This is a genomic window from Nocardia brasiliensis ATCC 700358, from assembly GCF_000250675.2.
Classification (GTDB): domain Bacteria; phylum Actinomycetota; class Actinomycetes; order Mycobacteriales; family Mycobacteriaceae; genus Nocardia; species Nocardia brasiliensis_B.
In genome coordinates, this window is record NC_018681.1 from 8,052,519 (window position 1) to 8,073,375 (window position 20,857).

The window sequence follows — 20,857 nt, forward strand, 5'->3', positions numbered from 1 at the left end:
GTGGCGCGGGTACGTCACCCGGCCCCGAACCTCTAGCCTGGCAAGCATGGCAGCTACCAGGGTGTACGTCGCCAGGCTGGCCGGCCTGGTGGTGTTGGGGCCGGACGGCGAGTCTATCGGCCGGGTCCGCGACGTCGTCGTGGCCATCCGCTACGACCGTCAGCAGCCCCGGGTGCACGGCCTCGTCGTCGAATTACCCACCCGGCGCCGCATTTTCGTGCCCATGCTGCGGGTCACCGCGATCGAGCCGGGGGTGGTCACGCTCAATACCGGCACCGTGAGCCTGCGCCGGTTCACGCAACGGCCGGGCGAGTTGCTCGCCCTCGCACAGATCGTGGATTCGTCGGTGCGCGTGGAAGATCCCGACCTGCCCGACCTGCACGGGGTGGACGTCTTCGTGGTCGATCTCGGCATCGAACTGACCCGCACCAGGGACTGGCGGGTGAACCGGGTCGCGGTGCGCGGGCATCGCAGGCTCGGCCGCCGCCGGACCGTGCACGTGGTGGACTGGATCCATGTCGCCGGGCTGACGCCGTACGAGATCGGCAGGCCGGGCCAGGACGTCACGCAGCTGCTGGAGCAGTTCGAGGGCATGCGGCCCGCCGACGTCGCGCACCTGCTGCGCGAACTGCCGGAGAAGCGCCGGCTGGAGGTGGCCGTCGCGCTGGACGACGAACGTCTCGCCGATGTCGTGCAGGAGCTCCCCGACGACGAGCAGGTCGCGTTACTCGGCCGGCTGGAGGTGCGCCGGGCGGCCGACGTGCTGGAGGCGATGGACCCCGACGACGCGGCCGACCTGCTCGGCGAGCTCCCCGTCGGCGAGGCCGAATCGCTGCTGGCGCTGATGGACCCGGAGGAGTCCGAACCGGTCCGCCGGCTGCTCGAGCATTCCCCGTACAGCGCGGGCGGTCTGATGACGCCCAAGCCGGTGATCCTGACCCCGTCCACCACGGTCGCCGAGGCGCTGGCCCGGGTGCGCAACCCGGACCTGACGCCCGCACTGGCCTCGATGGTGTTCGTGGTCCGCCCGCCGACCGCCACCCCGACCGGGCGGTACCTGGGTTCGGTGCATATCCAGCAGCTGCTGCGGGAACCACCGGCCCATCTGATCGGCGGCATCCTCGACGCCGACCTGGCTCCGCTGCGTCCCGACGTCCCGTTGAGCGCGGTGACCCGCTACTTCGCGACCTACAACCTGGTCTGCGGGCCGGTGGTGGACGACGAGAACCACCTACTCGGCGCCGTCAGCGTGGACGACGTGCTGGACCATCTGCTACCCGACGACTGGCGCGACCAGGAAGAGCTGCACGAGGGGATACCGGGACATGAGTGACAAACCCGGCGGCGCCCGGCAACGGCTGGAGACACCGGTCGAGGGCCGGTTCCGGATCGACTGGGATGCCGAGGCGCTCGCGCGCAGCAGCGAACGCGTCGCCCGCTTCCTCGGCACCGGCCGCTACCTGGCCATTCAGACGATCGTCGTGATTGTTTGGATCGCGTTAAATGTTTCGGTCGTCGCGTTGCGCTGGGATCCGTATCCCTTCATCCTGTTGAATCTGGCGTTCTCGACCCAGGCGGCCTACGCCGCGCCGTTGATCCTGCTGGCGCAGAACCGGCAGGACAATCGAGATCGGGTCTCGCTGGAGGAAGACCGGATGCGGGCCGCGCAGACCAAGGCGGACACCGAATTTCTCGCCCGCGAACTCGCCTCACTGCGGATCGCGGTCGGCGAAGTCGCGACTCGCGACTATCTGCGCAGGGAATTGGAGGAGCTGAGGGAGATACTCGACCGGATCGAAGGCGCAGGCGCCGAGAAGCCTAGACGCAAGAAAAACTCCGCCCGAAAGCAGGCTCCGATCCCGGTTTCGCCGCCTGTAGCTGATGATTGACCGGGATTACGTAACAACTACCTGCTGGAAATGCGAACAACTACCTGACTGGTGGGTAACCTGGACAGCGTTGTCCTGAGCGGCGGCAGGCCAGGGACTGGGCGAGGACGGGCATCCGACCCTCGCGGGCACCCCACCGCAGCCGCTTCCACGACGTAGAGGATTGGTGTGGCCGAATGCGAATTTCTACCCCGATAACCGTCTCGGCCCTGGTCGTAGCTGGTCTTGTGGCCAGCGGCTCGGCCTCCAACCTCTCCTCCTCGAGCACCACGCCCAAAGCCCCGGAGGCTTTGTTGGCCGCGTCCACAAACCCAGCAAATTCCGGTAGCTCGGACAGCACGAGCCAGACCGGTCTGTCTCGGACAGTCGGCCTGCTTCCGGTCACCCAGGACGTCCCCCGCAAACTTCGAGCTATGACACCGGGCTCCAACGGCAGCGCGCCGTTCGCCGGGACGATCCCGCTGCAGGAGATCTCGCTCCCCCTGGTCGGCGGGGCGCTCGGCATCCCGGAGATCGTGCTCGCCGCGTACCGCAACGCCGAACTAGCGATGGAATCCTCCACCCCTGGTTGCGGGGTTTCCTGGAGCCTGCTGGCGGGCATCGGCCGGATCGAATCTGGTCACGCGGGCGGCGGTCGCACCGACGCCGCGGGCACCACGGTCACCCCGATCTACGGGCCCGCGCTGGACGGCACCCTGCCCGGCAACGAGATCATCAAGGCCGCCAGCGGCGGTTACGTGCGCGCGGTCGGACCCATGCAGTTCCTTCCCGGCACCTGGGCCCAGTACGCGGCCGACGGCAACGGTGACGGCGTCTCCGATCCCAACAACGTCTTCGACGCCGCGCTCGGCGCCGCGAAGTACCTCTGCTCCGGCGGGCTCGATCTCCGCGACCAGGCACAGGAACTGCGCTCGGTGCTGCGCTACAACAACTCGACCGCCTACGCGGCGAACGTGCTCAGCTGGGCGGCGGCGTACCGCACCGGTGGCTCGCCGACCCAGGTGACCATCGCGCCCGACATCATCCCGCCGGGCAGCGCCCCGATCCAGGTGGCGGACATGCAGGCCGTCGATACGACGAAGGTGACCTATACGTCGCCGCGCTCGGCGCCGGAGACCACCGCCACCACCCCGGCCGCGCCGACGCCGACCGAGGTGATGATCAACATCCCCGGCCTGCCGCCGATCCCCTGTGGCATCTTCTGCCCGCCGCCGCCGAAGCCGCTCAATCCCTGTGACCCGGTGACCGTTCCGGCGCCGATGCCGCGCCCGGGCGACCCGGCCCCGACCGTCGCGGTGCCCGGCGCGCCCGAGCAGACCTTCGGCGCGGGCGTGGCGGCGCCCAATCCGGCGCACCCGGAGCAGGCCGTGGACCCGGCGCATCCGGAACAGGCCGTCGCGCCGGTCGCACCGGTCTGCACGACGCCGCCCGCCGGTCCCGAGGCGCAGCAGCAGACCCAGGCGCCACAGGAGCAGGTGCAGGCGCCCGAGCAGGCCCAGCCGGCGCCGGAATCAGCGCCCACGGTCGCGGTCGAGTCCGCACCCACGGTCGCCGGCGACCCGCCGCCCGCACCGGCCCCCGCGGCCGCGCCGACCCAACCGCCCGGCATCACCCTGCCGTTCGGTGTCGTGATTCCACTGCCTGCCCCCCAGGGCTGAAAATACACATCGTGACAGGTCACGAAGGAGTAACAAACAGGTCTCGAATGCGGTAGCCTTCTCTTCGTCAGATCACGAAGGGCTCACACGAGCCATTGGAGGGTCACCGCACAGTGGGGCGTCACCGAAAACCACCGACTGTCACCATCCGGCGCAGTTCGGTTCTTGCTCTAACCGGTTTGGTTCCCGCTGGCCTCACGGCCGTCGGCGCCGCGTCCGAGGTGGGAGACGGGACTCATGCCGCCGCGGCGGTTCAGCAGCTCCCGGGGGATGAGAACGCGCTGGGCGCCAAGCCCGGCGAGGAGCCGATCGAATTCGTCATGCACGCTATGGCGCAGCAGCGGGTGGCACCGCCACCGATCGTGAAAACCGTTGCGCTGCCGGAAGGTAGGCAGAAAGCGGACCTGCCCGCCGGGCCGATGGGCGTGCCGGGTATCGCGGTCGCCGCCTACCAGAACGCCGAGCGGGTGCTCGGCGCCGAGAACCCCACGTGCAATATGCCGTGGACCATGCTGGCCGGCATCGGACGGGTCGAGTCCACCCACGACTACGGCGGCAAGGCCGACGGCGACGGTAATTCGCTCGCCCCGGTCTACGGACCCGTGCTCGACGGATCGCTCTACGGCAACAACGTGATTCGCGACTCCGACGACGGTGAGCTGGACGGCCTGGCCGGGTACGACCGCGCGATCGGGCCGATGCAGTTCCTGCCGCAGACGTGGAAGCACTACGCGGCCGACGGCAACGGCGACGGCATCGCCGATCCGCAGAACCTCTTCGACGCGGCACTGACCGCCGGAAAGTACCTGTGCGACGGCGGTTTGAACATGCGCGACCTGTCCCAGCAGTCCAAGGCGATCCTGCGCTACAACAACTCGATGGCCTACGTCGCGAACGTCATGGCGTGGGAGACCTCCTACGCCAACGGCGTCGCACCCCGGCCCGGGGACCTGCCCAAAATTTGACACGCCTAAAATTCCTGCCATGCCAGTAGTTACGGAATCGGATGTGCGGGGCGCCCTCGCGAAGGTCGACGATCCGGAGATCCGCAAGCCGATCACCGAACTGGGCATGGTGAAGAGCATCGCGATCGGCAGCGACAGCAATGTCCACGTCGAGATCTACCTGACCACGGCGGGCTGCCCGCTGCGCACCGAGATCACGCAGCGGGTCACCAAGGCGGTCGCCGATGTCGCCGGGGTCGGCGCGGTCACCGTCGAGCTGGACGTGATGAACGACGAGCAGCGCACCAACCTGCGCAAGCAGCTGCGCGGCGACTCGGCCGACCCGGTCATTCCCTTCGCCCAGCCCGGCTCGCTGACCAGGGTGTACGCCGTCGCGTCCGGGAAGGGCGGAGTCGGGAAGTCCAGCGTCACAGTCAATCTCGCCGCCGCCATGGCCGCCCGCGGCCTCTCGGTCGGCGTGCTCGACGCCGATATCTACGGGCACTCGATCCCGCGCATGCTCGGCACCGACGCCCGGCCGACCCAGGTCGAGAAGATGATCATGCCGCCGCAGGCGCACGGCGTGAAGATGATCTCGATCGCGCAATTCACCAAGGGCAACACGCCCGTGGTGTGGCGCGGCCCGATGCTGCACCGGGCGCTGCAGCAGTTCCTCGCCGACGTGTTCTGGGGCGATCTGGACGTGCTGCTGCTCGACCTGCCGCCCGGCACCGGCGATATCGCCATCTCGATCGCCCAGCTGATCCCCGGCGCGGAGATCCTGGTCGTCACCACCCCGCAGATCGCGGCCGCCGAGGTGGCCGAGCGCGCGGGCGCGATCGCGTTGCAGACCAGGCAGCGGATCGCCGGCGTGGTGGAGAACATGTCCTGGCTCGATCTGCCCGACGGCAGCCGGATGGAGCTCTACGGCGCCGGCGGCGGACAGGTGGTCGCCGAGCGACTGACCCGCGCGGTCGGCGCCGAGGTGCCGCTGCTCGGTCAGATCCCGATCGAGCAGGCCGTGCGGGAGGCGGGCGACGAAGGCAATCCGATCGTGCTGCGCGATCCGGAGACCCCCGCCGCCAAGGCGCTGCTCGCGGTCGCCGACAAACTCGCGGTCCGTCGCCGCGGTCTCGCGGGTATGTCCCTGGGTATCGACACCACCCGGCATTTGTAGGCACTCGGCTTCGCGGCACCAGCGCGAAGTCCGATTCCCGCGCGAGGACGCGTGCCCGGTGTCGGCGGGTGCCAATAAGCTTGCGGCATGCTCACGTTACTGCTGTACGTGTTGATCGTCGGTCTGGTGGCCGCGGTGCTGTTCCTGCTCGCCAGTGCGGTGTTCGGCCGGTCCGAGGAGCTGGGCCCGCTGCCGGAGGGGACCACCGCGACCGTGCTGCCCGCCGCGGGCATCAGCGGCGCCGACGTCCGGTCCCTGCGCTTCCAGCAGGTGGTGCGCGGCTACAAGACGGGCGAGGTGGACTGGGCGCTGGCCCGGTTGGCCGCCCGGATCGATGAATTGCAGCACCAGCTGGCCGAGGCGCAGGCCAACACCGGACGGTGGCAGACACCGGTCGCGCCCGAGCCGAAATGACCCGCCCGGCCGATCTGACCCTGGCCGAGGACGACGGCCGTGTCCGTTGCGCCTGGCCGCTGGAAACCCAGCTCTATCGCGACTACCACGACTACGAGTGGGGCAAGCCGCTGCACGGCGACGACGCGCTGTTCGAGCGGCTGTGCCTCGAAGCGTTCCAATCGGGGCTGTCCTGGATCACCATCCTGCGCAAGCGGCCCGCGTTCCGGGCGGCGTTCGCCGATTTCTCGATCGAGCGCGTCGCCGAGTTCGGCGACGCGGACGTGGCCCGGCTGCTCGCCGATCCGGGCATCGTCCGTAACCGGTTGAAGATCGACGCGGCGATCAGCAACGCCCGGGTTGCCAGGGAACTCGATAACGGACTGGACAAGCTGCTGTGGTCGTTCGCGCCGCCGCCCCGGCCGCGCCCCGCGACGGGCGCCGATGTGCCCGCCACCACACCCGAATCCGTAGCTCTGGCAAAAGAATTGAAGCGGAGAGGGTTCCGTTTCGTCGGCCCGACCACCGCCTACGCACTGATGCAGGCGACCGGGATGGTAGACGATCACCTGGCCGATTGCTGGGTCGGTAGCGAGGTGCCCGGCACAGGCCGACCGGTCACTTTTTGAACTCAGGTATCCGTCCACATCCGCGATAGGGAAGAATGGGACGGGTGTAGCTCGCCAAATGCCGGCGAGCTCGCTGGTTGGTGACAACTGGAGTTCCAAGAAAGTGCGCAGCATATCGCGCAGATCTGGAGGGAGCAGAGGATGGCGGCCATGAAGCCCCGTACCGGGGACGGTCCCCTCGAGGCAACCAAGGAAGGGCGTGGAATCGTCATGCGGGTTCCACTCGAGGGTGGCGGGCGTCTGGTCGTCGAACTCACGCCGGACGAGGCCGCGGCACTCGGCGACGAACTGAAGAGTGTCACCAGCTAACCAGCAGGCACTCGATGAGGTGGCCGTTCTGCTGGCCTGCCCGGAATGCGCGCTCGGTCTCGAGCCGCACGGCCGGGCGTTGCGTTGCGGACACGGGCACAGTTTCGACATTGCCAAGCAGGGCTATGTCAGCCTGCTGACGGGCGCCTCGACCAAAATGACCGGCGACACCGCGACCATGCTGGACGCGCGTGCCGCCTTTCAAGGTGGGGGACATTTCGCGCCGATTGCTGCCGCGACCGCAGCGGCGATCGGGCCGGACGAGGATGCGCCCGCCACGGTGCTAGAGGTAGGCGCGGGCACCGGCTACTACCTGGCCGGGGCGCTCGACGCCATGCCCGCGGCCCGGGGCATCGCGCTGGACGTGGCCAAACCCGCCGCCCGGCGCTGTGCGCGCGCCCACCCGCGGGCCGCCGCGGTGCTGGCCGACGCCTGGCGTGGGTTGCCCGTCCGCGACGGCACCCTGGGCGCGGTGCTGTCGGTCTTCGCGCCGCGCAACCCGGCGGAGGTCGCGCGGGTGCTGGCACGAGACGGCGTCTTCGTCGTCGTCACTCCCACCGAGCGTCATCTCGGCGAATTGATCGGCCCGCTCGCCATGGTGACCGTCGATCCGGACAAGGACCGCAAACTCGATGCCGCGATGTCCGGTTATTTCACCGCCACCGACCGCAAGCTGGTCGAGTACCCGATGAAACTCGGCCACACCGACATAGCCAACGTCGTGGGCATGGGCCCGTCCGCACACCACGCCGCCGCGGCACACTCCCCCACCTCCGGCCTCCCCGACCCCACCGAAGTCACCGCCTCGGTCCTGGTCTCCACCTACCGCCGGGCATAGTCACCACCTGCTCGGCCCGACTCCGTATGTCCGGCCCGGCTCCGCAAGTCCGGCCCGACTCCGTATGTCCGGCCCGGCTCCGCAAGTCCGGCCCGGCTCCGCAAGTCCGGCCCGGCTCCGCAAGTCCGGCCCGGCTCCGCAAGTCCGGCCCGGCTCCGCAAGTCCGGCCCGGCTCCGCAAGTCCGGCCCGGCTCCGCAAGTCCGGCCCATCTCCGCAAGTCCGGCGCGGCTCCGCAGGTACGGCGGGCCGGTCAGAGTTTGCGGACCCGGTCGTAGACCTCGACGGTGCGGGTGGCGATGTGGGACCAGTCGAATTCGGCGATCGCGCGGGCCCGGCCCGCCGCGCCGAATTCGGCGGCCAGCACGGGGTCGCCGGCGACCTCGTTGATCGCGGCGGCGAGGGCCTGTTCGTAGGCCTCGGTCGCGGCCGGGTCGTAGTGCACCAGACGCCCGGTCGTGCCGTCGGCGACCACCTCGGGGATGCCGCCGACGTCGGAGGCGACGACCGCGGTCGCGCACGCCATCGCCTCCAGGTTGACGATGCCGAGCGGCTCGTACACCGAGGGGCAGACGAACACCGTGGCCGCCGCGAGAATCTGGCGGATCTGTTCGGTGGGCAGCATCTCGCGCACCCAGAAAACGTTGCCGCGCCGCCGCTGCAATTCCTCGACCGCCGCGGCCGTCTCGGCCTCCAGTTCCTTGGTGTCCGGCGCACCGGCGCACAACACCAGCTGGATATCCGGATCGAAATCGCGGGCCGCGGCGAGCAGATGCCCGACGCCCTTCTGCCGGGTGATCCGCCCGACGAACGCCACGATCGGCCGGTCGGGTCGCACCCCGAGCACGGCCAGCACCGGCCGCGCGCCCGCCGCCACCGGTCCGGGATACCAGACGCTCGCGTCGATCCCGTTGTGCACCACGTGCACCCGATCGGGGTCGACGGACGGGTAGGCGTCCAGCACGTCGTGGCGCATCCCCTCGCTCACCGCGATGATCGCGTCCGCGTGCTCCACCGCATTGCGTTCCGACCAGGAGGAGAGCCGGTAGCCGCCGCCGAGTTGCTCGGCCTTCCATGGCCGGCGCGGTTCGAGCGAATGCGCGGTCAGCACGTGCGGGATGCCGTAGAGGGTCGCTGCCAGGTGCCCGGCCAAGCCGCTGTACCAGGTGTGCGAGTGCACGACGTCGACCTGGCCCGCGGCGTCGGCCATTCGCAACTGCGCGGACATCATCTGCAACGCGGCGTTGGCGGCGTAGAGCTGCGGATCCGGTTGGTGCACCACGGCATCGGTGCGCGCGACACCCATGCAGTGCACGGTCACGTCGCATAGCCGACGCAACTGCGCAGTCAACTGCGTCACATGCACCCCGGCGCCGCCGTACACCTCCGGCGGGTACTCACGAGTCAGCATCGCGACCCGAAGCCGGTCCGGTGCGCTGGGTTCCACGGTCGACCGCCCGGTGTCCGTGCCGAAACTCACCCGCTTCAAAGTAGACGTTCAACTCCGCAGGGGCCACTCGCCCGCCGGTTACCCGGTAGTTTGGCAGGTGTGAGGAGCCAGCCGCACGTACTCGGGATCGTGCTCGCCGGTGGCGAGGGCAAGCGACTCTTTCCACTCACCGCGGACCGCGCGAAACCTGCGGTGCCCTTCGGTGGCGCGTATCGACTGATCGACTTCGTGCTCAGCAACCTGGTCAATGCCGGTTTTCTGCGATTATGCGTGCTGACCCAGTACAAGTCGCATTCGCTGGATCGCCATATCTCGCAGACCTGGCGGTTGTCCGGGTTCGGCGGTGAATACATCACCCCGGTGCCCGCCCAGCAGCGCCTCGGCCCCCGCTGGTACACCGGTAGCGCGGACGCGATCATGCAGTCGCTCAACCTGATCTTCGACGAGGACCCCGACTACATCGTGGTTTTCGGCGCCGACCACGTGTATCGGATGGATCCGGAACAGATGGTCGCCCACCACATCGACTCCGGCGCGGGCGTCACGGTCGCCGGCATCCGGGTGCCGCGCAGCGAGGCGAGCGCGTTCGGGTGCATCGACTCCGACGAGTCCGGCCGGATCACCCAGTTCCTGGAGAAGCCCGCGCATCCGCCGGGCACGCCCGACGACCCCAATGTCACTTTTGCGTCAATGGGCAATTATGTCTTCACCACCAAGGTGCTGGTGGATTCGATCAAAGCCGACGCCGACAACTCCGACTCCGATCACGATATGGGCGGCGACATCATTCCGTCGCTGGTCGCCTCGGGCCAGGCCGGCGTCTACGACTTCGCCGACAACGAGGTGCCCGGCGCCACCGAGCGCGACCGCGGCTACTGGCGCGACGTCGGCACCATCGACGCGTTCTACGACGCGCACATGGACCTGGTGTCGGTCCACCCCGTGTTCAACCTCTACAACCGGCACTGGCCGATTCGCGGCGCCGCGGAGAACCTGCCGCCCGCCAAATTCGCGCAGGGCGGGCTGGCCCAGGAATGCATCGTCGGCGCGGGCAGCATCCTGTCGGCCGCCACCGTGCGCAATTCGGTGCTCAGTTCCAATGTCGTGGTCGACGACGGAGCGACCGTCGAGGGCAGCGTGCTGATGCCGGGCGTGCGGATCGGGCGGGGCGCGGTGGTCCGGCGGGCCATCTTGGACAAGAACGTGGTCGTCGGCGAAGGCGAGATCATCGGCGTCGATCTGGAGCGTGATCGCGAGCGATTTGCTGTCAGCAACGGCGGCGTGGTCACCGTGGGCAAGGGCGTCTGGGTGTAGTGGACAGGCGGCCCGGTCCGACCCGAAGATGTACCGATGATGCGGCGACCTGACCGAGATCCCGCCCTCGACCGTGTCCGAACGCTGGCGGCCTCGCTCGACGTGCCGCGGCCGTGGCATCTGCCGACCTTCATCCGGCACATCGAGGAGTTGCTCGGCAAACCGATCACGCTGTCGCCCCAGCCCGGGCTGACGGCGAGCGGGTTTCCGTGCGGCGTGGTCATCGAACGCCCGGACAACGTGGTGGTCGCCTACGACGCGACGAGTTCGGGCTATCACACCGACCACATCGTGCTGCACGAGATCGCGCATCTGCTGCTCGACCACACCGGCTACGTATCGCAGCCCGCGCAGCGCCGCATGGTCGAGCAACTGTTCACCGAACTGGATGCCGACACCGTGCTGCGCGTGCTGGCCCGCACCGACTACGACGACGTCCTGGAAAGCCAGGCCGAACTGTTCGCCTCGCTGCTGATGTCCGAAACCGACACGCCCCGTTCCAGTTCCGTCCTCGGCCGAGCGATCTTCCGCCGCTGAACAGCGCATCGGGGGGATCGTGGACTTTCTCTTTCCGACGGCGGTGACCCTGCCGATCGCCGTCTTCGCGTGGCTCCTGCTGGCACTACGGCTCGCTCGATTTCGCGACACATTGGTCGACCGGCGCTACAACATCCTCCTCGCGATGCTCGCGGAGATCACCACCACGCACGAGCCGACCCTGCGGCAACTGCTCTCGGATCTGACCGGTGGCTTGCTGAGCAACGGGCTGATCTACCAGTTCGGCGCGATCGGCTTCATGTTCACCGTCGCGGCCAGCCTGCTGCTGGCGGCCGCGATGTTCGGGCACACGCAGCCGGCCGCGGTGGTCTACGGGCTGGCCGCGGTTTCCAGCCTGGTCGCGTTGCTGTGCGACGGACTGGCGCACGGACCGGACCCGGATGCGATGTACCTGCGCCCGGGCTGGGGTCAGCTCGGCTTCTGGCTCGCACTCGCGCCGATGACCTACTGGATGGTCTGCTACCTGGGCGGCGTGTGCGCGATCGAGATGCGCAAACGACAGCACGACCGCAGGGAGCGCGCCATCCACGCCATGGTGCTCGGCACGGCCTGCTCGGTTTTCGCCGTCACCAGCCTGAATCTGGTCACCGCGGTCCAACGCGGCCTCGGCCGCAAGAACTGGCTGACGGACCTGCATCTGGTCATCGACCACAACGCCGTCTTCGTGCAGATGGTGCCGTTCTTCGGCATCGCCGCCGTCCCCGTGCTGGCCTGGCTGGTCGACGCGGCCGGCTTGGATCTTTGGTCGCGCCGCCGAAAGCGCTTGCTGCCCTTGTGGTTCGACCTCACCGCCGCCTGCCCCGAGATCGTGCATCGCGCCTCGACCCCGAACGGCCCGCAGCGCAGCCGCTACTTCCTGCATCGCACCGTGATCGAGATCCGGGACAGCCTGCTCCTGCTCTCCCGCTACGCCTCCCCCACTCCGGCGTCATTGCGCGCCGAGATCGCCGCGGCGACGCGCAGCGATCCGGAACACGCGGCCCTCGATCTGGCGGTCCGCATGGTGCGTGCTTGCGCAGCGAAGACCCGCGGCGACGCGCCGACCGGCACCCACTCGCTGCAGCACAACGCGGGCAACAACCTGGAAGAAGAATCCGCCGAACTGGCCGCCGTCGCCGCCCAGTGGCCGCGGGCCCGCGCGTTGGTCGGCGACGCCACGGCGATCAGGGCGACGTGACAGAAATCCGCGTTCCGGTCGACGGGGCCGATGACTCGGTGCTCACTGCGGGACGGGGGTGGCGGTGCAGAAGGGGGCGCAGGGGCCGGGGGTGCGGGGGACGGTGCTCTTGGACGGGTCACCGAAGTCGGCGGTGCTGACCAGATAGACCACCAGGATCGCGCCGAGCATGACCAGGGCGAAGGCGATCGTCGCGCCGCCCCAGTGGATCGGGCGGCGATCATTGTCATCGTTGTTGTTGTTCAAGAAGTAGTAGATCACTCGGGTCGCACCTCTTCCGCAGGCCCGGAACAGGCGGTACCGGCGCGGTACCGGTTCGTGCTGTGAGCAGCATGCGCCTCGGATCGCCGCGGCGCTGCCGTTTCGCGCACCCGCGACGGCGACGCGGTCGGTGACCGGCCCACCCCTCCCGGGTCGGTCACCGACGGGTGCCGAACGCCGACGGGGCGCGTCCGTGTCCGGCCTCCCTGCTCGAACACGAACACCCGAAGGCGAACCGGACATCGTACATCGGTGAGCGAACTTCAGGACTGGTGATCCACACCACAGCAGGTCGGGCAATACCCAGTGCGACAACCGAATTCAGCATCGGCGCCGAGGCGCGCGAGGACCGGAGCGCAGACCTACCGGACGGGCGGCGCGGCAGGCGCCGTACAGAACGGTTCACAAGGCCCGGGCGGTGGCGTCACTTTCGTCGGGCCGGTATCGAAATCGGTATTACTGACGACCACCATCACGAGGATCGCGGCCACTATGACGAAGCCGAGAATCAATAGGGTCGGCCGCAGCCAACTGGAGCGGTGTTCGGTCACCACATGGCCGACATGGCCGATTTCGAAATATTCGTACCCACGCATTGCTTTACCTCCGCCGCCAGGCTGATCGGGGTATACCCAGCGCCGGGCGGTGGAATCAGGAAGTGCGAATCACGCAGTCACACAGCAACTGTCACGAAGTGCGCGATACCTGGCAAGCAAGGCAAGCAGGCTAACCCCGTGAGGCGCAGAGCAATCCGTCACCGACCGGGATCAGCACGCTGGTGAGTTCCGGATCCTCGGCGATCGCCCGGGTCGCGGCGCGCACCGCCTGGGTGGCCGGATCACGCTGTGCCGCATCGGGTACCCGGCCACCGAGCAACGCGTTGTGCAGCAGGATGGCGCCGCCTTCGCGCAGCAGCCGCACCGCCTGGCCGACGTACTGCGGATGCTCGAGCGGCGCGGCGTCGATGAAGACCAGATCGTAGGCGCCGTCGGCGAGCCGGGGCAGCACGTCGAGCGCGCGGCCGTTGATCAACCGGGTGCGCGCGGGCGGGATCTCCGCGGCGCGGAAGGCTTCCTTGGCGGCACGCTGATGCTCCGGCTCGGAGTCGATGGTGGTCAGCGTGCCGTCCTCGCGCATGCCGTCGAGCAGCCACAGGCCGCTGATGCCCGCGCCGGTGCCGACCTCGACCACCGCCTTGGCCCCGAGCAGCTGGGCGTACATGCTGAGCAGCGCGCCGACCGAGGGCGGCACCGGTACCGCACCGAGCTCGGTGGCCCGTTCACGCGCGCTGACGAGGATCTCGTCTTCCACGACGGATTCCTCCACGTAGGCGAGATTTCGCTCCAAATTCGATGCCACGCCTATGAGGTTAGTGCTGGCCGCCGGTTATCGGCGTTCCGAACAACACGCCCCGCCGAGCAATCTGCGGGCCGATTTTTCTCAGGCAGCGCTCAGCATCTCCATACACAGGCCATATCAGGACAGGAAAGAGTAGGGGCAACGCAAGACCACTGACCGGATCGACGCGGGACGCGGGAACAACGACAGACAGGTTGTCGGTTGTATCCGTACGTAACGGTTCCAGGTCCGAAAGAGATTTCGGATCGGAGCGTGGTTCCGAGTTTACGGTCCCTAGTAGGAGGTAGCCCCATCCACATGGTCGATGCGGCGCGTGAGTACGCCACCCTGCCCGAGCAGATTCTGCCGATCGAGTCCGACGCCGCCGAGGCCGCCGACCTGACCGGTACCGCTGCTTTCGATGCCACCGGCGACCGGTCGGCGATGCCGTCCTGGGACGATCTGGTCCGCGAACACGCCGACCGGGTCTACCGCCTGGCCTACCGTCTTTCCGGCGACGCGCAGGACGCCGAGGATCTCACCCAGGAAACGTTCATCCGGGTGTTCCGTTCGCTGTCCAATTACCAGCCGGGCACCTTCGAGGGCTGGCTGCACCGCATCACCACGAACCTGTTCCTGGACATGGTCCGGCGCCGCAACCGCATCCGGATGGAAGCACTGCCCGAGGACTACGATCGGGTGCCCTCCGAGGGCCCCGACCCGGAACAGGCCTACCACGACGCCCGACTCGATCCGGACCTGCAATCCGCCCTGGATTCGCTGGCCCCGGAATTCCGCGCCGCGGTGGTGCTGTGTGACATCGAGGGGCTGTCCTACGAGGAGATCGGCGCTACGCTCGGGGTGAAACTCGGCACCGTGCGCAGCCGGATTCATCGTGGGCGGCAGGCATTGCGTGACCACCTTGCGCATAATGGAAGTGAGCAGCGGTTCGCCGCTGAAGCGAATATCGGGTGAGCCGGACAACGCCGGCATCACCCTACGGATCGGATGATGTCGGTTGGAAGGGTGAACACCGAATGAGTGGCGACTCCAGTACGCCCGGTCGTCGTCCGCCTCGATTCCGTCCCACCGAGCATCTGGCCAGCGAGGCGATCGCGGCCTATGTGGACGGCGAGTTGCGGATGAATGCCTATCTGCGTGCCGCCCAACATCTTTCCCAGTGCCCGGAATGCGCGGCCGAGGTCGACGCGCAGCAGCAGGCCCGGATCGCGCTGCGCCAGTCCGGCCCGATCCAGTTGCCGACCGGCTTGCACGACAGCCTGAACCGTATTCCGCTGGCCGAATTGCCCGGCGGCGCGACGAATCAATCCACCAACGGTTCCCACGCGACTCCGCGCAACGAGGCAGTTTTCGGATTCCTGCCCGATTCGTTCACCGCGACCAAGTGGACAACCTGGTGGCGCAAGTAGAGTTTGGTCCGTGACGACGGAATCGACGAATACCGGATCGCCCGAGACCCCGGATCGCGTCCAGGGCAGGCAATCGGATTCGGCGCCCAGGGGGAACCTGCGGCCGCCGGACGCGCCCGTGCTCGGTCCGCGCCCGGTGTATCGCCCGCATGTCGACACGCATACCGCCCGCGCCTTCCGCAGGCCGTCCGGGCAGTCGGGGTCGTTCGCCGAACCGCTGCCCCGGGGCGCCGCTCCGGTCGCGGGCGCGGATCTGCAGAACCGTCCGCCGGACACGGTGCTGGCCGAGGCTTTCGGCCGCCCGGAAGGTTCCACCGAACTGTTGCAGCGCGACCCCGACGCGGACGAGGGCACCGCGACCGTCGCGGGCCCGGTCGATCCGTGGCGTGATCCCGCCGCTGCCGCACGACTGGGTGCCCCTGCGGTGCCGACCCCCACCGCCGAGCCGTTGCCGGAGGCGCGGCAGTTGAGCGCCCGCGAGGTGCTTTTCGGCTCCCGGGTCGCACCCAAGGCCCTGGCTTTGCTCGCCGTCCTCGCGCTCGCGGTCGGGGTGCTCGGCGGCCTCGTCGGCAGGCTGACCGCCGAGCAGGCTTCGACGCTCACCTCGCGCAAGGTCACGCTGGAGCAGAGCGCCGACACCGAGCAGCCGCACAGCCAGATCGCCAAGGTGGCCAACGCGGTGCTGCCGTCGGTGGTGTCCATCCGGGTCACCGTCGGCGACAACGGCGCGACCGGTTCCGGTGTGGTGATCGACGGCCAGGGTTTCATCACCACCAACAACCACGTGGTGTCGATGGCCGCCCAGGACAAGACCAACCGGGCCACCATCCAGGTCACCTTCTCCGACGGCACGAAGGTGCCCGCGCAGATCGTGGGCCGGGATCCGAAGACCGATCTCGCGGTGCTCAAGGTCGACGTCAAGAACCTCACCGTGGCCAAGCTCGGCAAGTCCGACAACATCCAGGTCGGCGACGAGGTGCTGGCCATCGGTTCGCCGCTCGGGCTGAGCAAGACGGTCACCTCCGGCATCGTCAGCGCGCTGCACCGCCCGGTCGCCCTCGAGGGCGAGGGCAGCGATACCAAAGCGGTGATCGACGCGGTGCAGACCGACGCCTCGATCAACCCCGGCAACTCCGGTGGCGCACTGGTCGACATGGAGGGCCGGCTGGTCGGCATCAATACCGCGATCCGCAGTGAATCCGGCGGCTCGGTCGGTCTCGGCTTCGCCATCCCGATCGATCAGGTGACCAACGTGGCGCAGACCCTGATCCGCGACGGCGTCATGCATCACGCGCAGCTCGGCGTCAGCGCGCAGACCAAGAACGTGGCCAACGAGGTGATGTCCGGCGCTCGGGTCGCCGATGTCACGCCCGGCAGCCCGGCGGCGAAGGCCGGCATCGTCGAGGGCGATGTCATCGTCAAGGTCGGCGATCGCGAGGTGACCTCGCGCGACGAGCTGGTTCTCGCCGTGCAGCTGAACAAGATCGGCGACACCGTGACCGTGCAGCTGATCCGCGACGGCAGGCGGGTCGACGTGCCGGTCACCCTGCAGTCGGACTGACACCACCGGTAGCCGGCCTCGCGACGGAACTGCGAATCTTCCAGTACCGCACGGCGTCCGCCTCAGAAGTCTCCCCAGTTCAGCCACGGCTCTGTGAGATAGATCTCACCACTCTGGGGGCCGCCACCACGGTCGGCGGTGTCGATCGACACGTAGTCGTTCCGGGCATCGTGCGGGCAGTCGTCGTCGCGGCGGCTGCCCGCAGTTCGTTCGAGGTCGCGGGGGCGGATCCACGGGTTCCCCAGCCGCGAATCCGACTGAGCCGCTGGTGGGGTGGCCGGGTAGCCTGGAAACGTGTTCAGCAACATCGGCTGGAGCGAGATGATGATCTTGCTCGTCGCCGCCCTCGTGATCCTCGGACCGGAGCGACTGCCCGGCGCGGTTCGCTGGACCACGCGCAGCCTGCGCCAGGTGCGCGACTACGCCAGCGGCGCCACCGCGCAGCTGAAGGACGAACTCGGTCCGGAATTCGAGGACCTGCGCAAGCCACTGGCCGACCTGAACGAACTGCGCGGTATGACTCCGCGCTCGATGGTCACCAAACACCTTCTCAACGGCGACGATTCGATCCTGAAGAATCTGGAGAGCGCGCTGCCCGACAAGAAGGACATCTACGGCACCGGCGGCGCGATGCCGGACTATCCGATGCCCAAGCTGGAAAAACCGTTGGAGCGCAACGAGCGTCCGCCGATCGATACCGACGCCACCTGACTCCGACAAGATCATCGAACTGGCTCATACGAGTCACGAGTAGGGCTCAGTGTCAAGAAAGCTAAACACCTTGGCGTGTCCAGCTGTCTAGACTTCGCACATGTCGGCCGATGACGTGGCGCGAGTTTTCGCGATCGAAGACAAGGTCGAGCGTTTGAAGGCGGCCACCGATGGGGTGGCGGCGGCCCAGCAGACGATCAACGAACTCACCAGGATTCGCCGTGCCGTGATCCGGGAACTCCACGCCGAGGGCTGGACGTTCGCGAGAATCGGTGCGGCAGCCGGGCTTTCCCGCGCGCGAATCCATCAGGTCAGCACCCAGGGGCCCGCGCCGGAAGGTTTGTTCTTCGGGCACGGGACGCTGACCGTGCTGGTGCCGGAGGTGCGGGCGGGCCGGGTGATCGGCGCGCCCGATCCGGCGGCGCCGCACCGGCTGGTCGAACTGCTGCGCGAACTCGGTTTCACCGCTTCGATCGAACACTTCCTGCCGGGCAGGCCGGTCGACCTGAGTCGCGATGGCCTGATCGTGCTCGGCGGCCCGGAACTGTCCCCCAGCTTGCGCCAGCTCATCGCGGCGGACCCGCGGTTGCGCCGGGCCGTGGCCCGCGCGGGCGACGCGCGGCGCGGGATCGAGGACCGCGCGGCCCGGCGGGTCTATCGGCCCGGCGGGCCCGACCCGCACGACATCGCGTATCTGGCCCGATTGCCGCGGCCGGACGGGCGCGGCACGGTGCTGATGATCGACGGTATGCACCCGCCGGGTTCCCTCGGTGCCATCCGTTTGCTCGCCACCCGATTGGCCACGCTGCACGAACGCGCCGCGACCCATCTGTTCTCGGTGCTCGTCGCGTGCCGGTTCGACCGCGCGACCGGTGAGCCGCTGGAGGCCGAACTGCTCACTCCGGTCTACCGCCACGATCCCGAAACCCGTTTGCCCGCACCGGGTCTGCGCCGCTGACCGCGACCCGTCCGACACCCGGCGGGGCCGTGGCTTGATACCTTCGCGCCCGCAGATGTGGCACAGGTCACGCCGCTCTTCCATTCGGTAATTCTCGATGCGATGGTTGAATAGCTAGAAGATAACTATGCGTTGATAGGTGAAGTTCCGATGAGTGTTCCAGGTTCGTTTGCAGCCAGTTCCGCGCCGACGGTTCGCACGGTGCGGCGCGATCCGCAGGCACCGACGAGTCCGGCCGCCGTCGAACCGACCATCACCACCCATCGGGTCACCTACAGCGATCGGCTGAAACTGTTCGTCGGCGCGGGCGAAACGATCGAGAGCTACCTGCGCCCGCTCCGCCGGCTCGACGGTCACCACCGCTACTCGGTACAGCTGACCCGTCTGCCCGACGCTCTGCGCTCCACCGAGATCAGCCCGGCGATCAGCGCCGCGCCGGGCGCGAACTACCTGTTGTGCACCGGCTCCGCCGATGCGGTGGTCGTCGAGCTCTGCCACACCGTCGACGCCGTCGCCCGGCGGTTCACCGTCGGCCGGACGGGCCGCCGAGACGGCGAGCCCGGCATCTGCGTCCAGGTGCCCGACAGTGTGCCCACACCGTGGATCTACCCGGACGAAGTGTGGACCGCCGAGGAAACCGCCGCGATCTTCGCGAACTATTTCCGCACCGGCACGGTCCCGACCGGTCTGGTGCTCCGCGAAACGACCGACTGACGCGTCACTCGAGGAGGCAGTGATGAACCCGCTCATCATCGTCGGCGGCACCGTACTGGTGTTCGGCCTGCTCGTCCTTGTCGTGACCGTCCTGCGCAGACCCACCGCACCGTACGGCCAGCTGACCGTCGCCGCCCTGCAGGCGCGACTCGCCGAGGAGAACTCGCCGAGCGCGCCGGAGGACGAGGAACGGCTCGTCGAGTTGCCGGTCCCGGAAGCCTTGCAAGAATCCTCCTGACCACGCCCCTTGATCCCGCCTACGCCGCAGTCCTTGGCTATGCCACAGTCCTCAGGTCCTTGGCTATGCCACAGCGCAGCGTCTATGCCCTAGCACAGCGTCTATGCCACAGCGCGGCGCGAACCGCAGGGTGAACCGCGTACGCGGTCACATAGCTTCCGGATAGCTACCCTGAGTAGTACGGCGGCAACACTGCCGTCGTTCAGCTCGAGGGAGGTACGTGCCGATGCGCGCAATGCTCGAGCAACTCATCGCTTCGCTGGCGCAGGGCCCGGTGGCACTGGCCCGGGTGGTCGATACCACCGGCCCGGGCCCGCGTGAACTGGGCGCCGCGATGATCGTCACCGATGCCGGCGCGGTCCTCGGGTCCGTCTCGGGTGGCTGTGTCGAGGCGGCCGTCGTCGAGTCCGCCCGGCAAGTGCTCGACACCGGTCGACCGGTGACCGACCGGTTCGGCTATGCCGACGGTGACGGCCTCGCGGTCGGCTTGACCTGTGGTGGCGAGATGGAGGTGTTCGTCGAGCCGGTCGGTCGCGACCTGATCCCGATACTCACCCGGCTGCGACAGGACCTCGAGTCCGGCACGCCGGTCGCGGTGGCCACCCGGATGGATGCGGCCGGTGCGTGGCAACTGGTGTACTCGGACAGCACCGAACCGTGGCACGGGGTCGACCGGGACGCCCGCGCGCTGCTCGACGCGGGCCGCAGCGGGTTGGTCGGCGCGGACGAGTGCGAGGCGCACAGCTCGCCGCGACCGCGGGTGTTCGTCCAGGTCTTCGCCGCGCCCGCCCGCATGATCCTGGCCGGCGCCAACGATTTCGTCCGGGCGCTCAGCCGCACCGGACGGCAACTCGGCTATCGGGTCACCGTTGTGGACGCGCGCGAAACCTTCGCCACCACGGCACGATTCCCGGCCGCGCACGAGGTCGTCGTCGACTGGCCGCACCGCTATCTGCGCGCCGAGCACGAAGCCGGGCGGGTCGACGGCCGCACCGTGGTCTGCGTGCTCACCCACGACACCAAGTTCGATGTGCCGACCATCGCGGCCGCGCTGGACCTCGACGAGCTCGGTTTCGTCGGCGCCCTCGGTTCCCGGCGCACGCACGCCGAACGCACCGAGCGACTACGCGCGGCGGGAGTCACCGAGAGCCGCCTGGCCCGCCTGAAAAGCCCACTCGGCCTGGACCTCAACGCCCGCACCCCGGACGAGACCGCGATCTCCATCGCCGCCCAAATCCTCGCCGAACGCAGCGCCGCCTCAGCCCGCCCCCTCGACCGCCTCGACGGACCCATCCACCGCTGACCGGGACAT

At 68.5% G+C, this 20,857-nt stretch carries 24 protein-coding genes; 20 read left to right on the top strand and 4 right to left on the bottom strand.

The annotated features are described in order from the left end of the window. Positions 1 to 46 precede the first annotated feature (46 nt). From O3I_RS35840 to O3I_RS35875, 9 genes are all read left to right on the top strand, one after another. Positions 47 to 1,333: a magnesium transporter MgtE N-terminal domain-containing protein gene (locus O3I_RS35840; protein ID WP_041563081.1), complete on the top strand. Its 1,287-nt coding sequence runs from the start codon at positions 47 to 49 to the stop codon at positions 1,331 to 1,333. Next, positions 1,326 to 1,889 carry a DUF1003 domain-containing protein gene (locus tag O3I_RS35845; RefSeq protein ID WP_014987938.1) on the top strand — a complete coding sequence of 188 codons (564 nt, stop codon included), beginning with the start codon at positions 1,326 to 1,328 and terminating at the stop codon, positions 1,887 to 1,889. Before O3I_RS35840 ends, O3I_RS35845 begins: the two co-directional genes overlap by 8 nt. Before the next feature lie 413 nt (positions 1,890 to 2,302). Further along, entirely contained in the window at positions 2,303 to 3,547 is a 1,245-nt protein-coding gene (locus O3I_RS35850; RefSeq protein WP_014987939.1) for a lytic transglycosylase domain-containing protein, read from the top strand. A 113-nt stretch (positions 3,548 to 3,660) separates the two neighbouring features. Continuing rightward, positions 3,661 to 4,512, top strand: coding sequence for a lytic transglycosylase domain-containing protein (locus O3I_RS35855; RefSeq protein WP_041563083.1), 852 nt, complete (start codon positions 3,661 to 3,663; stop codon positions 4,510 to 4,512). 19 nt (positions 4,513 to 4,531) lie between these two features. Continuing rightward, on the top strand, positions 4,532 to 5,668 hold the full coding sequence (locus O3I_RS35860) for an Mrp/NBP35 family ATP-binding protein (protein ID WP_014987941.1): 1,137 nt from the start codon (positions 4,532 to 4,534) through the stop codon (positions 5,666 to 5,668). Between the two features lie 87 nt (positions 5,669 to 5,755). Continuing rightward, a complete protein-coding gene (locus tag O3I_RS35865; RefSeq protein WP_014987942.1) occupies positions 5,756 to 6,082 on the top strand; it encodes a DivIVA domain-containing protein in 327 nt (108 codons plus the stop codon). Further along, the gene (locus O3I_RS35870) at positions 6,079 to 6,690 is read left to right on the top strand and encodes a DNA-3-methyladenine glycosylase I (RefSeq protein ID WP_014987943.1); all 612 of its coding nucleotides are present in this window, start codon (positions 6,079 to 6,081) and stop codon (positions 6,688 to 6,690) included. The genes O3I_RS35865 and O3I_RS35870 overlap by 4 nt, the downstream gene beginning before the upstream one ends. A gap of 141 nt (positions 6,691 to 6,831) precedes the next feature. Next, positions 6,832 to 6,999 carry a DUF3117 domain-containing protein gene (locus tag O3I_RS44290; protein ID WP_011211259.1) on the top strand — a complete coding sequence of 56 codons (168 nt, stop codon included), beginning with the start codon at positions 6,832 to 6,834 and terminating at the stop codon, positions 6,997 to 6,999. Continuing rightward, a complete protein-coding gene (locus tag O3I_RS35875; protein ID WP_051066821.1) occupies positions 6,986 to 7,837 on the top strand; it encodes a putative RNA methyltransferase in 852 nt (283 codons plus the stop codon). Before O3I_RS44290 ends, O3I_RS35875 begins: the two co-directional genes overlap by 14 nt. Positions 7,838 to 8,088: 251 nt before the next feature. On the opposite strand, the gene glgA is transcribed toward O3I_RS35875, so the two are convergent. After that, positions 8,089 to 9,246, bottom strand: coding sequence for a glycogen synthase (gene glgA / locus O3I_RS35880; protein ID WP_041564781.1), 1,158 nt, complete (start codon positions 9,244 to 9,246; stop codon positions 8,089 to 8,091). A gap of 138 nt (positions 9,247 to 9,384) precedes the next feature. Here glgA and glgC point away from each other — a divergent pair, with 138 nt between their 5' ends. From glgC to O3I_RS35895, 3 genes are read left to right on the top strand one after another with little or no spacing between them, the layout of a single operon-like run. Then, the gene (glgC, locus tag O3I_RS35885) at positions 9,385 to 10,599 is read left to right on the top strand and encodes a glucose-1-phosphate adenylyltransferase (protein ID WP_014987946.1); all 1,215 of its coding nucleotides are present in this window, start codon (positions 9,385 to 9,387) and stop codon (positions 10,597 to 10,599) included. Positions 10,600 to 10,635: 36 nt separating this feature from the next. Continuing rightward, positions 10,636 to 11,136: a hypothetical protein gene (locus O3I_RS35890; RefSeq protein ID WP_014987947.1), complete on the top strand. Its 501-nt coding sequence runs from the start codon at positions 10,636 to 10,638 to the stop codon at positions 11,134 to 11,136. A 19-nt stretch (positions 11,137 to 11,155) separates the two neighbouring features. Further along, positions 11,156 to 12,334 (top strand): DUF6545 domain-containing protein, encoded by a 1,179-nt coding sequence (locus O3I_RS35895; RefSeq protein ID WP_041563084.1) that lies wholly within the window; start codon positions 11,156 to 11,158, stop codon positions 12,332 to 12,334. Between the two features lie 42 nt (positions 12,335 to 12,376). Here the strand turns inward: O3I_RS35895 and O3I_RS35900 are convergent, their stop codons facing one another. From O3I_RS35900 to O3I_RS35910, 3 genes are all read right to left on the bottom strand, one after another. Next, positions 12,377 to 12,595 (bottom strand): hypothetical protein, encoded by a 219-nt coding sequence (locus tag O3I_RS35900; protein WP_014987949.1) that lies wholly within the window; start codon positions 12,593 to 12,595, stop codon positions 12,377 to 12,379. Between the two features lie 362 nt (positions 12,596 to 12,957). Continuing rightward, positions 12,958 to 13,191 (bottom strand): hypothetical protein, encoded by a 234-nt coding sequence (locus tag O3I_RS35905; RefSeq protein WP_014987950.1) that lies wholly within the window; start codon positions 13,189 to 13,191, stop codon positions 12,958 to 12,960. Positions 13,192 to 13,321: 130 nt separating this feature from the next. Next, positions 13,322 to 13,954, bottom strand: a complete 633-nt coding sequence (locus O3I_RS35910) for an O-methyltransferase (protein WP_370466187.1) — start codon at positions 13,952 to 13,954, stop codon at positions 13,322 to 13,324. A gap of 297 nt (positions 13,955 to 14,251) precedes the next feature. Between O3I_RS35910 and sigE the strand changes: the two genes are divergently transcribed. The 8 genes from sigE (at position 14,252) to O3I_RS35955 (ending at position 20,848) form a co-directional block, all read left to right on the top strand. Beyond that, entirely contained in the window at positions 14,252 to 14,908 is a 657-nt protein-coding gene (sigE, locus tag O3I_RS35915) for an RNA polymerase sigma factor SigE (RefSeq protein ID WP_014987952.1), read from the top strand. Positions 14,909 to 14,970: 62 nt separating this feature from the next. After that, entirely contained in the window at positions 14,971 to 15,363 is a 393-nt protein-coding gene (locus O3I_RS35920) for a zf-HC2 domain-containing protein (RefSeq protein WP_014987953.1), read from the top strand. A gap of 10 nt (positions 15,364 to 15,373) precedes the next feature. After that, positions 15,374 to 16,924 carry a S1C family serine protease gene (locus O3I_RS35925; RefSeq protein ID WP_014987954.1) on the top strand — a complete coding sequence of 517 codons (1,551 nt, stop codon included), beginning with the start codon at positions 15,374 to 15,376 and terminating at the stop codon, positions 16,922 to 16,924. A 294-nt stretch (positions 16,925 to 17,218) separates the two neighbouring features. After that, positions 17,219 to 17,635, top strand: a complete 417-nt coding sequence (gene tatB / locus O3I_RS35935) for a Sec-independent protein translocase protein TatB (protein WP_014987955.1) — start codon at positions 17,219 to 17,221, stop codon at positions 17,633 to 17,635. Positions 17,636 to 17,735: 100 nt separating this feature from the next. Then, the gene (locus O3I_RS35940) at positions 17,736 to 18,593 is read left to right on the top strand and encodes a hypothetical protein (RefSeq protein ID WP_014987956.1); all 858 of its coding nucleotides are present in this window, start codon (positions 17,736 to 17,738) and stop codon (positions 18,591 to 18,593) included. A gap of 150 nt (positions 18,594 to 18,743) precedes the next feature. Continuing rightward, entirely contained in the window at positions 18,744 to 19,307 is a 564-nt protein-coding gene (locus O3I_RS35945; RefSeq protein WP_014987957.1) for a hypothetical protein, read from the top strand. A gap of 22 nt (positions 19,308 to 19,329) precedes the next feature. Then, a complete protein-coding gene (locus O3I_RS35950) occupies positions 19,330 to 19,545 on the top strand; it encodes a hypothetical protein (protein ID WP_014987958.1) in 216 nt (71 codons plus the stop codon). 226 nt (positions 19,546 to 19,771) lie between these two features. Continuing rightward, positions 19,772 to 20,848 carry an XdhC family protein gene (locus O3I_RS35955; protein WP_041563088.1) on the top strand — a complete coding sequence of 359 codons (1,077 nt, stop codon included), beginning with the start codon at positions 19,772 to 19,774 and terminating at the stop codon, positions 20,846 to 20,848. Positions 20,849 to 20,857 lie beyond the last annotated feature (9 nt).

Coding starts and splice junctions, on each gene's coding strand:
- O3I_RS35840 (WP_041563081.1), top strand. CDS start 47: ATGGCAGCTACCAGGGTGTACGTCGCCAGGCTGGCCGGCCTGGTGGTG.
- O3I_RS35845 (WP_014987938.1), top strand. CDS start 1,326: ATGAGTGACAAACCCGGCGGCGCCCGGCAACGGCTGGAGACACCGGTC.
- O3I_RS35850 (WP_014987939.1), top strand. CDS start 2,303: ATGACACCGGGCTCCAACGGCAGCGCGCCGTTCGCCGGGACGATCCCG.
- O3I_RS35860 (WP_014987941.1), top strand. CDS start 4,532: ATGCCAGTAGTTACGGAATCGGATGTGCGGGGCGCCCTCGCGAAGGTC.
- O3I_RS35865 (WP_014987942.1), top strand. CDS start 5,756: ATGCTCACGTTACTGCTGTACGTGTTGATCGTCGGTCTGGTGGCCGCG.
- O3I_RS35870 (WP_014987943.1), top strand. CDS start 6,079: ATGACCCGCCCGGCCGATCTGACCCTGGCCGAGGACGACGGCCGTGTC.
- O3I_RS44290 (WP_011211259.1), top strand. CDS start 6,832: ATGGCGGCCATGAAGCCCCGTACCGGGGACGGTCCCCTCGAGGCAACC.
- glgA (WP_041564781.1), bottom strand. CDS start 9,246: ATGCTGACTCGTGAGTACCCGCCGGAGGTGTACGGCGGCGCCGGGGTG.
- O3I_RS35890 (WP_014987947.1), top strand. CDS start 10,636: ATGATGCGGCGACCTGACCGAGATCCCGCCCTCGACCGTGTCCGAACG.
- O3I_RS35905 (WP_014987950.1), bottom strand. CDS start 13,191: ATGCGTGGGTACGAATATTTCGAAATCGGCCATGTCGGCCATGTGGTG.
- sigE (WP_014987952.1), top strand. CDS start 14,252: ATGGTCGATGCGGCGCGTGAGTACGCCACCCTGCCCGAGCAGATTCTG.
- O3I_RS35920 (WP_014987953.1), top strand. CDS start 14,971: ATGAGTGGCGACTCCAGTACGCCCGGTCGTCGTCCGCCTCGATTCCGT.
- O3I_RS35940 (WP_014987956.1), top strand. CDS start 17,736: ATGTCGGCCGATGACGTGGCGCGAGTTTTCGCGATCGAAGACAAGGTC.
- O3I_RS35945 (WP_014987957.1), top strand. CDS start 18,744: ATGAGTGTTCCAGGTTCGTTTGCAGCCAGTTCCGCGCCGACGGTTCGC.
- O3I_RS35950 (WP_014987958.1), top strand. CDS start 19,330: ATGAACCCGCTCATCATCGTCGGCGGCACCGTACTGGTGTTCGGCCTG.
- O3I_RS35955 (WP_041563088.1), top strand. CDS start 19,772: ATGCGCGCAATGCTCGAGCAACTCATCGCTTCGCTGGCGCAGGGCCCG.